Source organism: Flavisolibacter nicotianae, assembly GCF_003628535.1.
GTDB lineage: Bacteria > Bacteroidota > Bacteroidia > Chitinophagales > Chitinophagaceae > Flavisolibacter > Flavisolibacter nicotianae.
Map to the genome: position 1 here is coordinate 25,157 of NZ_RBCI01000002.1, position 16,662 is coordinate 41,818.

Annotated in this window: 9 protein-coding genes; 8 read left to right on the forward strand and 1 reads right to left on the reverse strand. The window is 50.4% G+C overall.

All coding sequences use genetic code 11. The annotated features are described in order from the left end of the window. The first annotated feature begins 868 nt into the window (after nucleotides 1-868). Both D6024_RS26545 and D6024_RS05060 read left to right on the forward strand, forming a co-directional pair. Complete coding sequence (locus D6024_RS26545) at nucleotides 869-1,042, forward strand: Arm DNA-binding domain-containing protein (protein WP_162944553.1); 174 nt, start codon at nucleotides 869-871, stop codon at nucleotides 1,040-1,042. A gap of 593 nt (nucleotides 1,043-1,635) precedes the next feature. Next, nucleotides 1,636-2,526, forward strand: coding sequence for an alpha/beta hydrolase family esterase (locus D6024_RS05060; RefSeq protein WP_121353525.1), 891 nt, complete (start codon nucleotides 1,636-1,638; stop codon nucleotides 2,524-2,526). 38 nt (nucleotides 2,527-2,564) lie between these two features. On the opposite strand, the gene D6024_RS05065 is transcribed toward D6024_RS05060, so the two are convergent. After that, on the reverse strand, nucleotides 2,565-3,263 hold the full coding sequence (locus D6024_RS05065) for a GntR family transcriptional regulator (RefSeq protein ID WP_240409959.1): 699 nt from the start codon (nucleotides 3,261-3,263) through the stop codon (nucleotides 2,565-2,567). Between the two features lie 213 nt (nucleotides 3,264-3,476). Between D6024_RS05065 and D6024_RS05070 the strand changes: the two genes are divergently transcribed. The 6 genes from D6024_RS05070 to D6024_RS05095 all read left to right on the forward strand — a co-directional run bounded on the left by D6024_RS05070 (nucleotide 3,477) and on the right by D6024_RS05095 (nucleotide 16,637). Further along, the gene (locus tag D6024_RS05070; RefSeq protein ID WP_240409960.1) at nucleotides 3,477-5,318 is read left to right on the forward strand and encodes a class I mannose-6-phosphate isomerase; all 1,842 of its coding nucleotides are present in this window, start codon (nucleotides 3,477-3,479) and stop codon (nucleotides 5,316-5,318) included. Between the two features lie 59 nt (nucleotides 5,319-5,377). Next, on the forward strand, nucleotides 5,378-6,895 hold the full coding sequence (locus D6024_RS05075) for a sugar porter family MFS transporter (RefSeq protein ID WP_262670697.1): 1,518 nt from the start codon (nucleotides 5,378-5,380) through the stop codon (nucleotides 6,893-6,895). Between the two features lie 104 nt (nucleotides 6,896-6,999). Further along, nucleotides 7,000-9,348, forward strand: coding sequence for a GH92 family glycosyl hydrolase (locus D6024_RS05080; protein ID WP_121353528.1), 2,349 nt, complete (start codon nucleotides 7,000-7,002; stop codon nucleotides 9,346-9,348). A gap of 120 nt (nucleotides 9,349-9,468) precedes the next feature. Next, nucleotides 9,469-11,643 carry a GH92 family glycosyl hydrolase gene (locus D6024_RS05085; protein WP_121353529.1) on the forward strand — a complete coding sequence of 725 codons (2,175 nt, stop codon included), beginning with the start codon at nucleotides 9,469-9,471 and terminating at the stop codon, nucleotides 11,641-11,643. 246 nt (nucleotides 11,644-11,889) lie between these two features. Next, the gene (locus D6024_RS05090) at nucleotides 11,890-14,988 is read left to right on the forward strand and encodes a SusC/RagA family TonB-linked outer membrane protein (RefSeq protein ID WP_162944554.1); all 3,099 of its coding nucleotides are present in this window, start codon (nucleotides 11,890-11,892) and stop codon (nucleotides 14,986-14,988) included. A gap of 20 nt (nucleotides 14,989-15,008) precedes the next feature. Next, entirely contained in the window at nucleotides 15,009-16,637 is a 1,629-nt protein-coding gene (locus D6024_RS05095; protein ID WP_162944555.1) for a RagB/SusD family nutrient uptake outer membrane protein, read from the forward strand. Nucleotides 16,638-16,662 lie beyond the last annotated feature (25 nt).

Here is a 16,662-nt window from a genome sequence, read left to right on the forward strand (position 1 = left end):
CGTCAATACGTACGGCGTCATCATGAGGGATGAATGAGGGTCTGCTTACAGCATGTAGTTGATCCAAAGGAAGCTAAGGGTTTGTGGAGGCTAAGTTAGTTCAATTGAAAGAAGATAATTTATTGGTTTGACAAAAAAATATAGCAAGGACAGCAGTAATTTGATTAGGCACTTGGTATTCCTTTATACGACGCACTTATTAAATACAATATCGTGTGATTAGGCAGTATAGACCTCTGAAAACTCGAACTTTTTACTGGCCGGTTTTACCCGGAAATACCCAATAAGGGACATAAATCCCGTAAATCTTGGAGCAAAAGGTTCGAGTTTTCAACCCTTGGGGCTGCAAGGAATTGACTGATTTTGAAACTTACTCTGTGGATCCTGAGGGACTTGAACCCCCGACCCTCTAATTATGAGAAAGAAGCTTGCATCAATAGCAGGATCGAGCGCTTTGACCTTCGTTATACCGTAGGTCCAATTCAAAACGAGGTAATGTTATACTAGTTATACCCATCGATTTGATGCACTTTATCCATTTTTAAAGTGGCCAGTGGTTTAAGTACGAAAGCTGACGGGACAATCATTGAACTGCGGGCAAGAATACGTTTGAACAAGTGAGCTGCTGTTTATCAGTGCTTTAGATGTGATAGTATCAACAGATCTTCCATAAAAGAGTTCGATAATCCTCCTGTTACCTCTACTTTCTGCAATGAAATTTTACGACTCAAAATTTCTTACAAAGTTTTGAAAGCCTTGCCCCGCAAGGCTTTCCGCTTGTTTGTACACTTGTTAAATCTTTTCAATTCGTGCTGATTTTTTTCCGGTTTGTTTTCCGGTTTTGCCTTTTTTTGCCGTAACTCTTGGTATGATTCTCCCGTTTGTCACGGTTGTTTTTAACTGGCGGAACGATGTCAACCAATCGGGCCTCTACTCCATTTACCTGCGCATCACCATCAACCGGGCATCTCGGTATTATAAGATCGAGGTGCCGCAAAAAATTGCGCCCCGCAGTGGACCGGTGTGGAGGATAACTGGGTAAAACCCTCGCACCCTTTCGGCTTCGAGATCAACAACAAGATCCGGGAAAAGAAAGCCATTGTCCTGGACCTCATTAAGCGCAGCTACAGTTTCAATAAGAACCTGGACTTTGGTCCATTCTTTCGCACCTTAACCGCGGCTAAGTACAAAGTCACAAATTTTTGCTCTTACTTATTCAAACCGCTCCAGCGGCTTACATAAATGGCAGAATCGAGCGCTTCGACCTACACTTCATCGAAGGCCAAGGGAGCGGTAGGGTCGCAGAGCGGACGATCATCGGACACAGATGTGGAAAATGGGAAAAGGGCTGAATAGCACAAACTCAACCATGTAGGCGACAAAACAGCATCCATACTTCCAGCGTGGTGTTCAATCACCATTCGCTCGGCTCCACATCGACGCGACACTTCATAGATATGCCTGCTCATCCTCGCCAGAAATCTAAATGCAAAAGAGAGGAAGACATGCTAAATCCATGGATTCGACAACTTGCTCTGCAGGGGTGGGATGGATCCACAGGGATATATTAAGACCCAACTACTTGCGGGGCAACGCAATTTGTTTTTCTTTGCTGCCACACGCTAAATTGATCTCATGAAGCTTTTTCTCTCGATACTCCTCACTGCCATTGTTTTCTTCCATGCGACTGGCCAGGTCAGAATCGACTCTTTGGTGGTTGAGGGGAAGTATAGGACCTTTCGTTTTCAACAGCCAACAAAGACCACAAAAGGAAACAACTTGGTTTTCATCCTTCACGGTTCGGGTGGCGACGGCAATGGAATGATGAAACCGGCATCGGCGCTGCAAGCCATCGCCGGGCAGGAACACCTGCTCCTGGTTTACCCGGACGGCTACAAGCGGTATTGGAATGAATGCCGTAAATACGCAACTTCAGAGGCAAACAAAGAAGACATCAATGAGCAGGCTTTCTTTGCTGCCATGCTCCGCTATTTCACCAAAAACTACAAGGTCGATAGCAAAGGCTTTTTTGTCATTGGCCTTTCCGGTGGCGGTCACATGGCCTACAAACTGGCCATGACCATGCCGCAGCAGTGCAGGGCCATCAGCGCCATTGTAGCCAATGTACCCGATACAACCAACCTCGATTGCGCCGAAGCCAAACAGCCGGTGGCGGTGCTAATATCCAACGGAACGGCTGATCAGCTTAATCCCTATTCCGGCGGAAAAATGATCATGAACGGTGCTTCGTGGGGAGAGGTTCGCTCCACCGAACGTTCGTTTCAGTACTGGGCAAACCTGGCCGGATACAAAGGGCAGCCAACCGTAAAGGAACTGCCGGACACCGATACCACAAACAAGCAAACCATCACGCAATACACTTATCAAGGGAAAGGAAAACCGGAAGTCACCTTGCTACGGGTGAATGGCGGTGCGCATGCCTTCCCGCAAGACATTGATATATTCCTGGAGTCCTGGGCTTTTTTCCAGCGGGAGATAAAGCGGGTTAGCAAGAAGGGCCATTGACGATAAGCATCGCATGCAGTAAAACCGGAATAAAAATTTTACCGCCTGCTTTCCACCGTATAAACAAAGGAGTCGGCTTTGTAATAACCAAGATTGTATTCGATGGGCCGGTCGCCATGGTCGAAAACATAGCGCTTGCGGAAAAGGATAGGACTGCCGGGTTCTATTTCCAGTTTGGCAGCAATGGCCTTGTCGGCCGCCTTCGCACTGATTTCTTCCTGCGATAGATTGGCCACCACCATATGGTCTTTCTCCAGTATCTCGTACAGGGGCCGCTTAAAATCTTCGTCGCCGGTGAGGCCGACACGGGGGTGAAAGTAGGACACAAAATAAACGAAAGGCCCTTCTGGCTTTCCCCGCAAACGTTCCAGCTTCAAAATCTTTTTGTCAGTACTGATTTCAAAAAAATTAGCCACTGCCTCAGGTGGAAGCACCCAGCTGACATGCAGCTCGAAGTTTTTGATGGGGATCCCACGAGCCTGCATTTCTTGTGAAAAGGAAAGCCAGTTATTTGATCTTGAGCTCACCGAAGGCACGGACACCTTTGTACCGATTCCTTTTTTACGAATGAGCAAACCTTCGTACACCAGCTTGTTCAAGGCCTGACGGATGGTGGTGCGGGAGATGGCTAATTGCCTGGCCAAATCAACCTCATTCGGCAGCAATTTGCCATCGGCATATTGCGGGTCGGCAATCAGGGTGCGCAGCAGGTTTTCTGCCTGAATATGCAGGGGCACATGGCTCTTATGATCGATGCTGAGTTTTAGTGGAGAATTTTCAGGCACAGTCAAAAATAGAAAACTTGACCATTTGTTGTAACATTTCATTTCACCAATAAAATTGTTTGGACCGAATGAATTATTTACCTAACTATGTACATACATTATAACATAAGGTGTTTTGCGGGCTCTTGCTGTTCACAATGCCTTTTTTGTCATCAATGCTATTGAATGATCATGCTTGAAATTTCCACTCAACCGGCAGCTACAAATGAGAGAGTAAAGCCTCTCGCAAGAAAAAGCACACAGGCGGTGATGCCCTCTCATCTCCCCCGTAAAACGGCCAATGAAGATGGCTACAACATTTACCCGGTCCATTCGCTTGGCAGCGGTAAAATAAAGAGTGGTTATGCATCGCTGGCTGCGTGGATAGCGTCGCAGCCGGCGGTTATCATCGACGGATTTAGCGGCGTGCTTTGGGACGAAGTACAACGTTGCCTGGAAGAAGCGTTTGAAAAAGAAGGGGTGAAAGCAGGATGGATGAAAGCAGCCGACTATCTCAAGGATGAAAAGGATGTATTAGACCTGGTAGAACCTTTTTTAGGTGAACGGGACGCCGTTTGGGGCACCCGCACAACACTTGAACTAAAAGACTTCTTTCGGGTCGATAGCCTGAAAGCGGTACAAGAAATAGAGGGTGTTCACTGCACCATCCTGATTGGCACCGGCGCCTCCCTGGTAGATTGGGACGTGCCGGTCATTTACCTGGATGTGCCCAAAAACGAAATCCAGTACCGCATGCGGGCCGGGTCCATCACCAACCTGGGAAGGCGCACCGCCGACGAGTCAGCACAGATGTACAAGCAGGCCTATTTTGTAGATTGGGTAGTATTGAACAAGTACAAGGCGTCCATCCAAAAGCGCATCACTATCCAGGGCGATGTACAATGGGAAGGAGACATCAACTGGATGTTTCGTAAAGACCTTGAAGACGGTCTTCGCCACCTAAGTACAACGGTGCTAAGGGTACGGCCCTGGTTTGAACCCGGTGCCTGGGGTGGCCAATGGATGAAGGAGCGCATCGAGGGCTTGAATAAAGAGGCCGTCAATTATGCCTGGTCCTTCGAGCTGATAGTGCCCGAAAACGGGATTGTGTTTGAAAGTGATGGCTACCTGTTGGAAGTGCCGTTCGACCTGCTGATGCTGGAAGACAATCAAAAAATTCTGGGTAAACACGCCGCTTTTTTCCGCAATGAATTCCCGATTCGGTTTGATTTTCTTGATACCTGGGAAGGAGGCAATCTTTCCATTCAATGCCATCCTTCGCTCGGATATATCCGCAAGCATTTTGGTGAACACATCACGCAGGACGAAACGTATTATATCCTTGATTGCAAGCCCGGCGCCCAGGTCTATCTTGGCTTTCAGGAAGGGATAAATCCCGACGAGTTCCGCAAGGAGCTTGAAATAAGCAAAGCAGAGAAAAAACCGGTGGAGATGGAAACTTTTGTACAGGCCCATACTGCCCAAAAGCACGACCTGTTCCTGATTCCAAATGGCACCGTTCACAGTGCCGGCGCCAACAACCTGGTGCTGGAAATCAGTGCCACGCCTTACATCTTTACGTTTAAAATGTACGACTGGCTGCGGATGGACCTCAATGGCCAACCGCGGGCCATCAATATCGAACATGCCTTCAACAACCTGCGCTTTGAGCGGCAGGGGAAAAGGGTAGCAGAAGAGTTGATTAGCCATCCGCAACTGCTGGAGCAGGCGGCGGATTGCGACATCTGGCACCTGCCTACGCATGCCGAACATTTATACGATGTGCACCGCCTGGAGTTTGATAAAATCATCGACGTGGATACAGCTGAAAGTTGCCATGTGTTAATGCTGGTAGAAGGTGTATCGGTGCTGGTGGAAGTCGGTGGCGAAACGCACCGCTTTCAGTATGCAGAAACCTTTGTCATTCCTGCCGCTGCTGGCCGCTATCGATTGATAAACGAAGGCCCGGCACGAGCAAAAGTTGTCAAAGCCTTTATCAAAGATGCAATCGACCACATATTTTTTTGAAGGTGAAAAGTGGAAAAGTTCTGTTAGACAATGGCAGTTTTGCCCTTTCGTGAATTAGGGTGGCAAGCCTGAACGCATTTCGCCTTCCGGGTAAATCAAAAAAAGAAAGAAAACTTTCAATCAACAAGCGTATGCAAACGCAAAAGAAAAGAACGTCAATCCTTACCATTACCCTCGTTGCGTCGCTCGGTGGTTTTCTGTTCGGGTTTGACATGGCCGTAATTTCCGGCGTGCTTCCGTTTTTGCAAAAGCAGTTTTCCTTATCCGCATTTGAGGAAGGTTGGTTTGTTTCGTCGGCCTTAATTGGATGCATCATCGGTGTTGCTTTTTCAGGTGAGGCCAGCGACCGGCTTGGACGGAAAAAGCCACTGCTGCTCTCGGCCATCTTTTTCTGCTTGTCAGCGGCGGGTTGCGCCTTTATGCCTTCCTTGTTCTGGATTGTTGTCTTCCGCTTTATCGGTGGCGTAGGCATTGGCCTGGCCTCGAACGTAGTGCCGCTTTATATTTCTGAAATAGCGCCGGCCAAAAGCCGTGGACGACTGATTACGTATTACCAGTTTGCCCTGACATTGGGCATCCTGGCGGCCTATCTTAGCAATGCCGGTTTAGTGAGTTACGCAACGGCACATCCGGCAAGCGGAGATGCAGGGCCCTTCAACTTTATCTTTTCACAGGAAGTTTGGCGGGGCATGTTGTTCCTTGGCGTTGTGCCGGCCATTTTGTTTTTAATGGGCTTATACCTTGTTCCCGAAAGTCCCCGCTGGCTGATGCAAAGGGGGAGGATTGAAGAAGGCCGGGCGGTGCTGGCACGTATCTCCGCAGACAAGGAATTTCAGCAGGAGGTAATACCGGTGAAAGAATCAGAAAATATTTCCTACAAAGAACTGTTTTCAACCCGCTGGCGCAAGGCGCTCCTGATTGGCATGCTGCTGCCCCTGTTTTCACAATTCAGCGGTATCAATGCCATCATCTATTACGGCCCAAGCATCTTAAGCAATGCTGGCATTTCGCTAAGCAACTCGCTTCTTAGCCAGGTGATATTTGGATTGGCGAATATGATTTTTACCCTCATTGCCATCTGGAAAGTGGACAGTGCGGGACGGCGTCCGCTTTACTTGTTCGGCACCGCCGGAGCAGCCCTCAGCCTTGCATTTACCGGCGCCTGTTTTGCCAGTGGTGCCACTGCCAGCATCTGGTTGTTGGTTTGTGTGCTCGCCTTCCTCGCTTGCTTTGCCTTCTCCATTGGTCCATTAAAATTTGTGGTGGCCGCCGAAATCTTTCCGGCGAAAATCCGGGGCCGTGCCATGGCCATTTCGATTATGGTCATGTGGATTGCTGATACCATCGTGGGCCAGTTAACGCCGGTTTTGCTCAAAAACATTGGCACTGCTGCCACCTTCTGGACCTTTGCAGCGTTTTGTGTGATTGCTTTTTTAACGGTGTACAAACTGCTCCCGGAAACCAAAGGCAAATCGCTGGAACAGATAGAGGCGGAGTGGAGCGGACAGGGTTTTGTTGATGGAACGGAAGTAAATAAAGAGCCGGCGCCTGAAAAAGTGAAAATATTTCATCCATAAGTAGCGAACGTGTTCTGCTAACAACCGATGCAGTCTGAATAAAAAACAACCTCTCGTAAAAATTACAGTGACCCCTATTCTTAACGGACATACCAGTTTTTTGCATGAAAAAATTTTTGATTGATACCTCCACGCTTGCTGTTGTTTTCTGCCTTTCGCTCATGGGCAATCCGGCGGCGGCGCAAAAAGATTTTACGCAGTATGTTGACCCCAACATCGGGACGGCGCATTGCCGGTGGTTTCACTACACACCGGGTGCGCAGCCGTTCGGCATGGCCAAGCCGGCACCCTCCACCAATGGCAGCTATGGCAACGCCAATGGCTGGGAAGCCACGGGTTACGATTACCGACATACATCCATTGAAGGCTTTCCCAATTTTCATGAGTTCCAGGTAGGAGGAGTTGTATTTGCGCCGCTGGTGGGCGGCCTGCAAACGGTTCCGGGCAAACTAGAAACGCCGGATGAAGGTTACCGCTCCCGCTTCAACCGCAAGGACGAAGTGAGTACGGCCGGTTACTACTCTGTGCTGCTTAAAGATTACAACATCAAAGCCGAACTGACAGCGACCAAACGGGTTGCCTTTCATCGCTACACCTTCCCGGCCAGCAGTGAAGCACATATCCTTTTCGATATTGGCAACCAGCAGGGCGAAAGCGGACCAGTGAAAGATGCCGAAGTGAAACTCCTGCCCAACGGGCGGGTGGAAGGTTGGGTTACAACACTCCCGGTGTACATTCAAAAATACCAGCCGGGTGCTTCGGTCACAATGTACTTTTCGGCAGTCATCAGCAAGAAGCCCACCGCTTATGGCACCTTCAACGGTACGGACGTAAGGGCCGGCCAAACAGCGACCACCGGCAAAGGCGCCGGGATTTATCTCACGTTTTCAACAAAGGCGAAAGAGGCCATTACCATCAAAGCCGGCCTTTCCTATACCTCCATCGCCAATGCCCGCCTGAACTTGCAGGCGGAAGCGGCTTCACTTTCCTTTGATGCGGCCAGAGCACAGTCGAAAAAGGTTTGGAATGAATACTTGGGCCGTATTGATGTGGAAGGAAAAAGGAAGGAAGACCTGGTGAAATTTTATACAGGGCTTTATCACGCAGTGTTAGGCCGTGGACTGGCCAGTGATGTAAACGGCGCTTATCCAAAGAACGACGGCACTGTTGGGCAAATAGAATTGGACAAAAGAGGCAAGCCGTTACATAACCATTACAACACAGACGCTATCTGGGGCGGCTATTGGAACCTCACCCAATTGTGGGCCCTGGCTTATCCGGAATACTATTCCGATTTTATCAAAAGCCAGTTGCTGGTGTACAAGGATGCCGGCTGGCTGGGCGATGGGATTGCCAACAGCAAATACGTATCAGGCGTCGGCACCAACATGGTGAGCATCGCCATTGCCGGCGCTTACATGGCAGGCATTCGCGACTTCAATGTGCCGCTGGCCTACGAAGCGGCCCGCAAAAATGAACTGGACTGGAAAGACCGTCCCGCAGGCGCAGGCAAACTGGATGTAGACCGCTTTCGCCGATATGGTTATGTGAACCACCTGGATTCAGGCAGTGGCAGCAGCGAACGCTGGCAGTTCTCGGTTTCGCATACGCTGGAATATTCGTTCAGTGGCTATGCGGTGGCACAATGGGCTAAACTGCTGGGTAAAGGGGAAGATTACAAAGAGCTGATGCGTCTTTCAAAAGCCTGGGAAAAAGTGTACGACCCGGCGCTTCAACTGGTTCATCCCCGGCTGGCCAATGGTCAGTTTATCGAACCCTTCGACCCCTCCCAACCGTGGCGCGGCTTTCAGGAAGGCAATGCCTGGCAGTACACCTATTTTGTGCCGCACGAACCCGAAGAGTTGGTAAAGAAAATGGGTGCAGAAACATTCAACCGCCGGCTGGATAGTGTTTTCACTATTGCCGAAAAAGCCATGTTTGGCGGCGGTGCCAACATTGATGCCTTTGCAGGGATTGCCGGCATCTACAACCACGGCAATCAACCCAACCTGCATGTGTCCTGGCTGTTTAATTATTCCGGAAAGCCTTCTCTGACGCAGAAATGGGTAAGGGCCATTTGCAATCAGTTTTACGGCACAGAAGGAATACACGGCTATGGCTTTGGACAGGATGAAGACCAGGGACAGTTAGGCGCCTGGTATGTGATGTCCTCCATTGGCCTGTTTGATGTGAAAGGACTGACGGAACCCAAACCGCAGATGGGGATTGGCAGTCCCTTGTTCGACAGGGTAAAAATTAAGCTGAGCCCCCGCTATTATTCCGGGAAAGAGTTCATCATTGAAACAAAAAGCAACAGTGCCGCCAATCAATATGTGCAAACCATCAATCTGAACGGACAGGCGCATCATCGTGCTTTTATTCCCTGGGAGAAAATAACAAGAGGCGGCAAGTTGGTCTTGCAAATGGGCCCTTCGGCCGTGGACAACTATTAGTGCAAGCCCAAAATTTTTCTTCGAAAGATTTTCGATTGCCACCCAAAGGGACCGAGTAGCGGAGAAACCTCTTCTACGTGACTAAGGAGTAAGTCATTCGTTGTTCAAACAAAATCTAGCATGCGTTCACTCTATTTACTGTTGGTGCTCCCGTTTTTTCTGGCTATTGCGCCGGGCAGGATTTCTGCGCAAAAAGCAACAAAAAAGAAAAGCGGCTTTACCAGCTATGTTAATCCCTTTGTCGGCACCACACCGTTGACCGATCCACGGATTGTTGGTTTTGTCACTCCAAAAGGCTGGCGACCCTGGTCTGGACTAACCTACCCCGGAGCGGCGCTGCCCAACGCCATGGTGCAGCTTAGCCCCATGACCGAATACGGCTCCGGTGCCGGTTACGAGTACGAGGATACCACCATCATTGGTTTTACACACACTAACAAAGGCCACTGGAATTTGTGCAACATTCCTGTTTTGCCGATCTCGGGTGAGCAAACCGGCAAGCCCTTTGCGTCCCGTTTTTCCCACCAAAAGGAATCTGCCGCACCTGGCTATTACCAGGTTTATTTGCAGGATTACGGCATCAATGTCCGCCTGACCTCAACACTGCGTTGCGGCTTTCACCAATACGAGTTTACCAACCACAAAGACCGCAAAATCCTGTTTGACCTGGCGAAGGCAAACAACCGGGTGCGGGACTGGAAGATTGAGCAGGCCGGCGAATCGGCTGTGCAGGGCTACCAGGATGTGGGAAATGACAAGATCTATTTCTACGCTATCCTCAACGGCACGATTGCGAACCTGGAGAAAGAGGCAGAAGGAAAGCGGGAGGGAAGAGCGATCCTGCATCTCAGTGACAACAATACCAGGCCGGTTGAATTGAAGATCGGCTTGTCATTCGTAAGTATCGACAATGCGAAGCAAAACCTGCAGCAGGAAATTGGTACAAAATCATTTGAAGAAATCAGAAAAACCGCAGACCAAACCTGGGAGTCCTTGCTCTCGAAGATTGCGGTGCAGGGCGGCACCGAAAAGCAAAGGGGAATGTTTTATTCCTCCCTGTACCGGGCCTTTCTTTGGCCGGCACTACGCAGCGACATAAACGGGGAATACACCGATGTAAAAAAGAAGGTGGTAAAAGCCTCCTTCAATTATTATGAGATACCGTCTCTTTGGGATACCTACCGGAACAAACTGGTGCTGTTAAGCATTGTTTCGCCAAAAGTCACCGCAGACGTGATTCAATCCCTCAAAGACCGGGGCGATAAAACCGGCTTTATTCCCACTTTTTTTCATGGTGATCATGCGGCTTCTTTTATTGCCGGCTCTTACCTGCGAGGGATCGAAGATTTTGATGTGAAAGGCGCCTACGAGCTCCTGCTGCGCAATGCCTTTGTGGAAGGCAGCAGCCGTCCGCACCTGAACGAGTACATCCAAAAAGGGTACATTTCGGAACCCGACATTGAAAAGCCCAACGTGGAGACGAAAGCCAACGCCGGTGTTTCCAAAACGTTGGAATATGCCTACGATGATTATGCCCTGGCGCAGATGGCAAAAAAGCTTGGCGACACGGCGCATTACCGGCAGCTAATGGAGCGCTCCAAAAATTACCGCAACGTTTTTGACCCCGCCACCCGCTTTATGCGTGGCCGGTTGGCAAATGGCGACTGGGTGAAGAACTTCAATCCGCAGTATCCGTATTACGAATACATGTACCGGGAAGCCAATGCCTGGCAGGTTTCCTTTTTTGCACCGCACGATATGGAAGGACTGGTGAATCTGTACGGCGGCAACAGGGGCTTCGAAAGCAAACTGGATTCGCTGTTCACTGTTCCCTGGAACCCGGCCTACATTGCCCGCAACGTGGAAACCATGGTGGGCCAGTATTGCCATGGCAATCAGCCCGACCACGAGGCGCCGTTTGGGTATTATTTTATCGGCAAGCCGGAGAAATCGCAAAAGATGATCGACTTTATCCTGGACAGCCTCTATGGTATGGGGCCGCAGGGGCTTGACCTGAGCGGCATGGACGATGCCGGCGAAATGTCGTCGTGGTATGTGTGCAGCGCCCTGGGTTTGTATCCCTATGCCGCCGTGGAGGACCGGTACCTGGTGACGGTTCCGCTTTTTACGGAAGTCAAATGGAAACAGGGTAACGGAAAGGTGCTGACCATCAAAAAGAGCGGAAAGAGCCGGAACCTGCAGGCCATCATGGTGAATGGCAAAACCATACAAGGCTATTTTGTTCCGCACGAGCTTTTTAAAGAAGGTGGTGTGATTGAGGTAAAAACAAAATAAGGCCGGCTTCAGTAAGAAGAAATAACCAGGCAAATTGTCCCGCAACTGCGGCGATCAAATTGCCGATTCGAGAGAGCGGGAACCGGTGAGGTTCCCGCTCTCTCTTTTCAGACATCCTTGTAAAGGCAACAGCCAAAAAAAATTTCGCGCCAGTAGCGGATAGCCCTTTTTCCCGTGACAATATACCGGATTGCTTTTCCATCTCAATCATTAATCATTTTAATCAGGAGTTTAAACTGCATGCTTATGTTACTATTGAACCGGCCAACCGAAGAGCACCAACGCTCAGGAATCAGGTTGTTGGCCACAGGCAAACGCATCTTCCTTTTCATGGCTTTGCTGCAGTGCCTTTCGGTGCTGGCTTACAGCCAAACGACGGCCCAGGGCAAAGTTGTCAACGAAAGCAACAGCCCGATTGCCGGCGTTACCGTTTCGCAAAAGAATTCAACCAACGCCACCACCACGGATGAAGGCGGGAACTTTACCCTTCGGCTGCCATCGGGCAACGAGGTACTGGTCTTTTCCTTCGTGGGCTACACCACCCGCGAGCTGGCGGCAGGCGCCAACATGTCCGTACAACTGCAACCCATGAACAACACCCTGGGTGAAGTAATTGTGGTGGGTTATGGTACACAGCGCCGGGTATCGGTGTCGGGTGCGGTGGATAAAATCTCTGCCGATGCGCTGGAAGGCAAGCCGGCGGTAAATGTTAGCCAGGCCTTGCAGGGCACGGCCCCTAACCTGATTATCCAGCAGCGGAACTTTGAGCCGGGCCAGGGCCTGAACATCAACATCCGGGGTTTGGGAACGCTGGGCAACAACAGTCCGCTGGTGGTGATTGATGGGATCATTGGCGGTGACCTCAACCTGCTAAACCCGGCTGATATTGAAAGCGTATCGGTGTTGAAAGACGCCGGAACGGCAGCCATCTACGGCTCGCGTTCCAACAATGGCGTTTTGCTCATTACCACGAAGAAAGGCCGCAAAAATCAAAAGGCCACACTCACCTACGAAGGCATGTATGGCATTACGCATCCCGAGATTACGGCACAACCGGTGCACGCCTGGGAAAATGCCTATTACAAAAATGAATCGCTGGTGAACTCCGGCCGTCAGCCGGTTTATTCCGCTTCCGACATTCAGCAGATTGCGGCGCAGGGCGATGGCGACTGGCGCCTATCCAGCATTCTGAAAAATGCGCCACAGCAAACGCACAACGTAAGCTTTCGCGGTGGCGGCGACAACAACACCTATTTCATGTCGTTTGGTTACATGGACCAGGCGAATAATTTTATCGGTCCCGATTATGGCTGGAAGCGTTACAACCTTCGCCTGAACCAGTCCACCGAAGTCGGCCGGTTCAAGCTGACCACCATATTAAGTTATGTTCGGTCAGACGGCAAGGATCATTCTTCCAGCACGGGTACACTCACGGTTGACGCATCCCGCGTTCCCCTGCTTTACAATTTCCAGGACTCTTTGGGCCGCTACCTGACCAATGCGGTTTCGTCTGAATTTAACCCCAAGGCCATTTTGGAAAACGGCGGTTACCGCCTGTATAACAATGACGAGGTCTTTGGCAATTTCACCGGCGAATTATCCATCACCCGTGATCTGAAGCTCCGTGGCGTTTTTGGTGGGACGGTACGCTCGAACCACACCTTTGCTCGCCGGATGGAACTTTCGTTCTTCCCGGGCGGCCGTTACGGGCAAGACAGGGAAGTGAACGACGATAACTACAAGTCGTTAATGACAAATACGCAACTGATCGCCGAATACAAAAAACGCTTTGGCATTCATGATGTGAACGTATTGGTGGGCGGCTCCAACGAGTCGTTCAAAGGCGAAGGCAACAACATTCGCAAAACGCTGACCGATCCTGTCTTTGGTATTCCGACAACGGGTACCGTGGTGGATGCCGGTTCGGCCAACACCAACCAGCGTACGTCTGAATCCAGCCTGAATTCCATGTTTGGACGGGCGGGTTATTCTTACAACGATAAATACTTTGGCGAGTTCTCGTTCCGTTTTGATGGCTCATCCAACTTTCCGAAAGAAGGTCGCTGGGGCTTTTTCCCTTCGGTGAGTGCCGCCTGGCGCTTAACGGAAGAGAACTTCCTGAGCAACTTTAAGTCGAATGTTGGTGACTTGAAATTGCGTGCATCCTACGGCATCCTGGGCAACCAGAATACGGATGCGTACCGATACCAGACGATGTATTTCAACTACACCAACGCGTATGGCTTTAACAACAATATCGTAGGCGGATCCGGTTTCCTTCTGGGCAACTCGGGCCTTACCTGGGAAAAAGCGGCCACCGCTAACGTGGGCCTGGATGCAGAACTGTTCAAGAGAAAGCTCTTTGTTTCGTTTGATGTGTTTGACAAAACCACCCGCGATATCCTGGTGCCAAGGGAAGACGTTCCGGCTTTGTTCGGCGCCAGCTTCCCCGCATATAACTCCGCAGAAGTACGCAACCGCGGCTGGGAGATCAATGCAACCTATCGCCTGTCGGGCAAAAACTTCAGGCATACCTTCAACTTCAACATTGCCGACAACAAGAACGAGCTGATTGATTACACATTTGGCGTGAAAGAACTGGTGTTGCGCAAAGAAGAATTCGAGTTTGTGCGCCGCATTGGCCTGCCGATTACCGTTTACCAGGGTTATCGTCGCGACGGCTATTTCCAAACGCTTGACGACATCAAGACCTATGCAAAACCCGCGAATGTGACCGTTGTTCCCGGCGACATCAAGTTCAAGGATAAAAACGGCGATGGCGTCATTGATGACCAGGATAAATACATCCTTGGTAATCCGTTCCCCCGCTACACCTTTGGATTTACCTATAACGTCAGCTTCAAAGGCTTCGATGCGCAGGTTTTTGTGCAGGGTGTGGGACGCCGCGACCAGATGATCCGTGGTGAACTGGTGGAACCTTTCCACGTGGGTTATTCCGGTACCATGTACACGCACCAAACGGATTACTGGACGCCAACGAATCCAAATGCAGCCTGGCCGCGTCTTGCCGAAGCCGGCAGCCCGTCCAATCAAAACAACTACCGCATTGGTTCGGACATCTACCTGTTTGATGCGGCGTATGCCCGCCTGAAAAACGTGCAGATCGGCTACAACCTGCCAGCCAACATTGCCGAAAAAGCCAAGCTGAAAGGCGCACGCATTTACTTCACGGGACAAAACCTGTTCACCCTTACCCGCCTGCAGTTTATTGACCCGGAAAACACCGAGTTTGGCAACAGCACTGACATGGGCGCAGGGGCCAACAGTGGCCGTGCATATCCGCTGCCGGTATTTTATGGCATGGGCCTGAACCTTACATTCTAAATTTTTTAATGCTTTTTTACATGGTCAAAATAATTTTTAAGTCAGTCCTTTCCTTCATGGTGCTTGTCGGCCTGCTGACCAGTTGCAAGAAGATGGATCTGGCGCCAACCGATCGGTTTTCCGAATTAAACTTCTGGGAGTCCAGCGAGAACGTCAACAATGCGTTGAACAATGTGTACAACCGGATGTACACGAGCCAGCTTTTCTTTTATAACGAAGCGCTGAGCGACAATGCATATACCCGGCTTGGGATTAGCGCCGGTTTTCCGGATGCCATCAGCAGCGGCAGCTTTACTCCTACACTGGCCCGCTTCCAGGATGAATGGAGCTACTACTACACGGGCATCAAGGCAGCCAACGTTTTTTTGGACAATGTGGACAAAAACACCACGCTTGACCCGGCATTGAAAAACCGAATGAAAGCAGAAGTGCGTTTCATTCGTGCTTTCCACTATTTCAAACTCACGAACTGGTGGGGCGATGTCCCCTTGCTTACACACGACATCACGCCTGATGAGTCCAAAGCCGTAACCCGCACACCCAAGGCCGACGTGGTGAAGTTCATCACCGATGAACTGGATGCCGTTGCCGCCATACTGCCCACCAATACGCAATACGCTGCCGCTGACCGTGGCCGTATTACCAAAGGCGCTGCAAAGGCCCTGAAGGCAAGAGTGCTTCTTTACCAGGGCAACCGCATGGCAGAAGTAGCCGCCATCTGCGAAGACCTGATGAACAACCAGTCGGCCAATGGTTCGTATAGCCTGGTAACGAAGTATGAAGATGTGTTCAGCCCTTCCAACGAATACAACAGCGAGGTGATGCTGGACATTCAATATGTACCGAACCTGCGCACCTGGGGCGAGTACATTGATTTTGCACCGCTGTCGGCAGGTGCCAGGGGCAACAACATGGCGCCTACGCAGGAACTGGTGAACAGCTATGTGATGCTGAACGGCAAAAAGATCAACGAAGCCGGTTCTGGTTTTGACGAGAACAATCCCTACACCGGCCGCGACCCGAGACTGGCCGCCACCATCATTTACCATGGTGCTACCTGGCGCAATGCGAACGGCACCAACCAAACCATTTATATCAAGCCGGGCAGCGATCCGGATGCATCGGCCAAGAACGAGTACAAGGCCTCCGGGCAGGGTACTGCTACCGGTTATTACTGGAAGAAATACTATGATCCTACGGCCACCGCGGGGTTCAATTCAGGGCTTAACCTGATCCTGATCCGTTATGCCGAAGTGTTGCTGATGTATGCCGAAGCCAAGAATGCCTTGGGGCAAATGGATGCCAGCGTTTGGGATAAAACGATTGGCGCTTTGCGCAGAAGGGCCGGTTTTACCGATCCTGCTGCACTGGCCTTTCCAGGTGGCGATCTCACGGAGATCATCCGCAACGAAAGAAGAACGGAATTTGCCATGGAAGGCCTGCGCATCGACGATATCCGTCGCTGGAAGATTGCCGAGCAGGTGATGAATGGTTGGGCTCATGGCGCCAGGTTTGGCGACCCTTCCGTTGACAATGGCTACCTCCGCGTGCAGCAGCGTGTTTTTGATCCGTCAAGGCATTACCTGTGGCCTCTTCCGGCTTCAGAGCTGGCAAAGAACACCAACCTTTCGCAAAACCCGAACTATTAAGCAAAACCCAACATCAACTTTTTAA

Coding starts and splice junctions, on each gene's coding strand:
- D6024_RS26545 (WP_162944553.1), top strand. CDS start 869: ATGATTCTCCCGTTTGTCACGGTTGTTTTTAACTGGCGGAACGATGTC.
- D6024_RS05060 (WP_121353525.1), top strand. CDS start 1,636: ATGAAGCTTTTTCTCTCGATACTCCTCACTGCCATTGTTTTCTTCCAT.
- D6024_RS05070 (WP_240409960.1), top strand. CDS start 3,477: ATGATCATGCTTGAAATTTCCACTCAACCGGCAGCTACAAATGAGAGA.
- D6024_RS05080 (WP_121353528.1), top strand. CDS start 7,000: ATGAAAAAATTTTTGATTGATACCTCCACGCTTGCTGTTGTTTTCTGC.
- D6024_RS05085 (WP_121353529.1), top strand. CDS start 9,469: ATGCGTTCACTCTATTTACTGTTGGTGCTCCCGTTTTTTCTGGCTATT.
- D6024_RS05090 (WP_162944554.1), top strand. CDS start 11,890: ATGTTACTATTGAACCGGCCAACCGAAGAGCACCAACGCTCAGGAATC.
- D6024_RS05095 (WP_162944555.1), top strand. CDS start 15,009: ATGGTCAAAATAATTTTTAAGTCAGTCCTTTCCTTCATGGTGCTTGTC.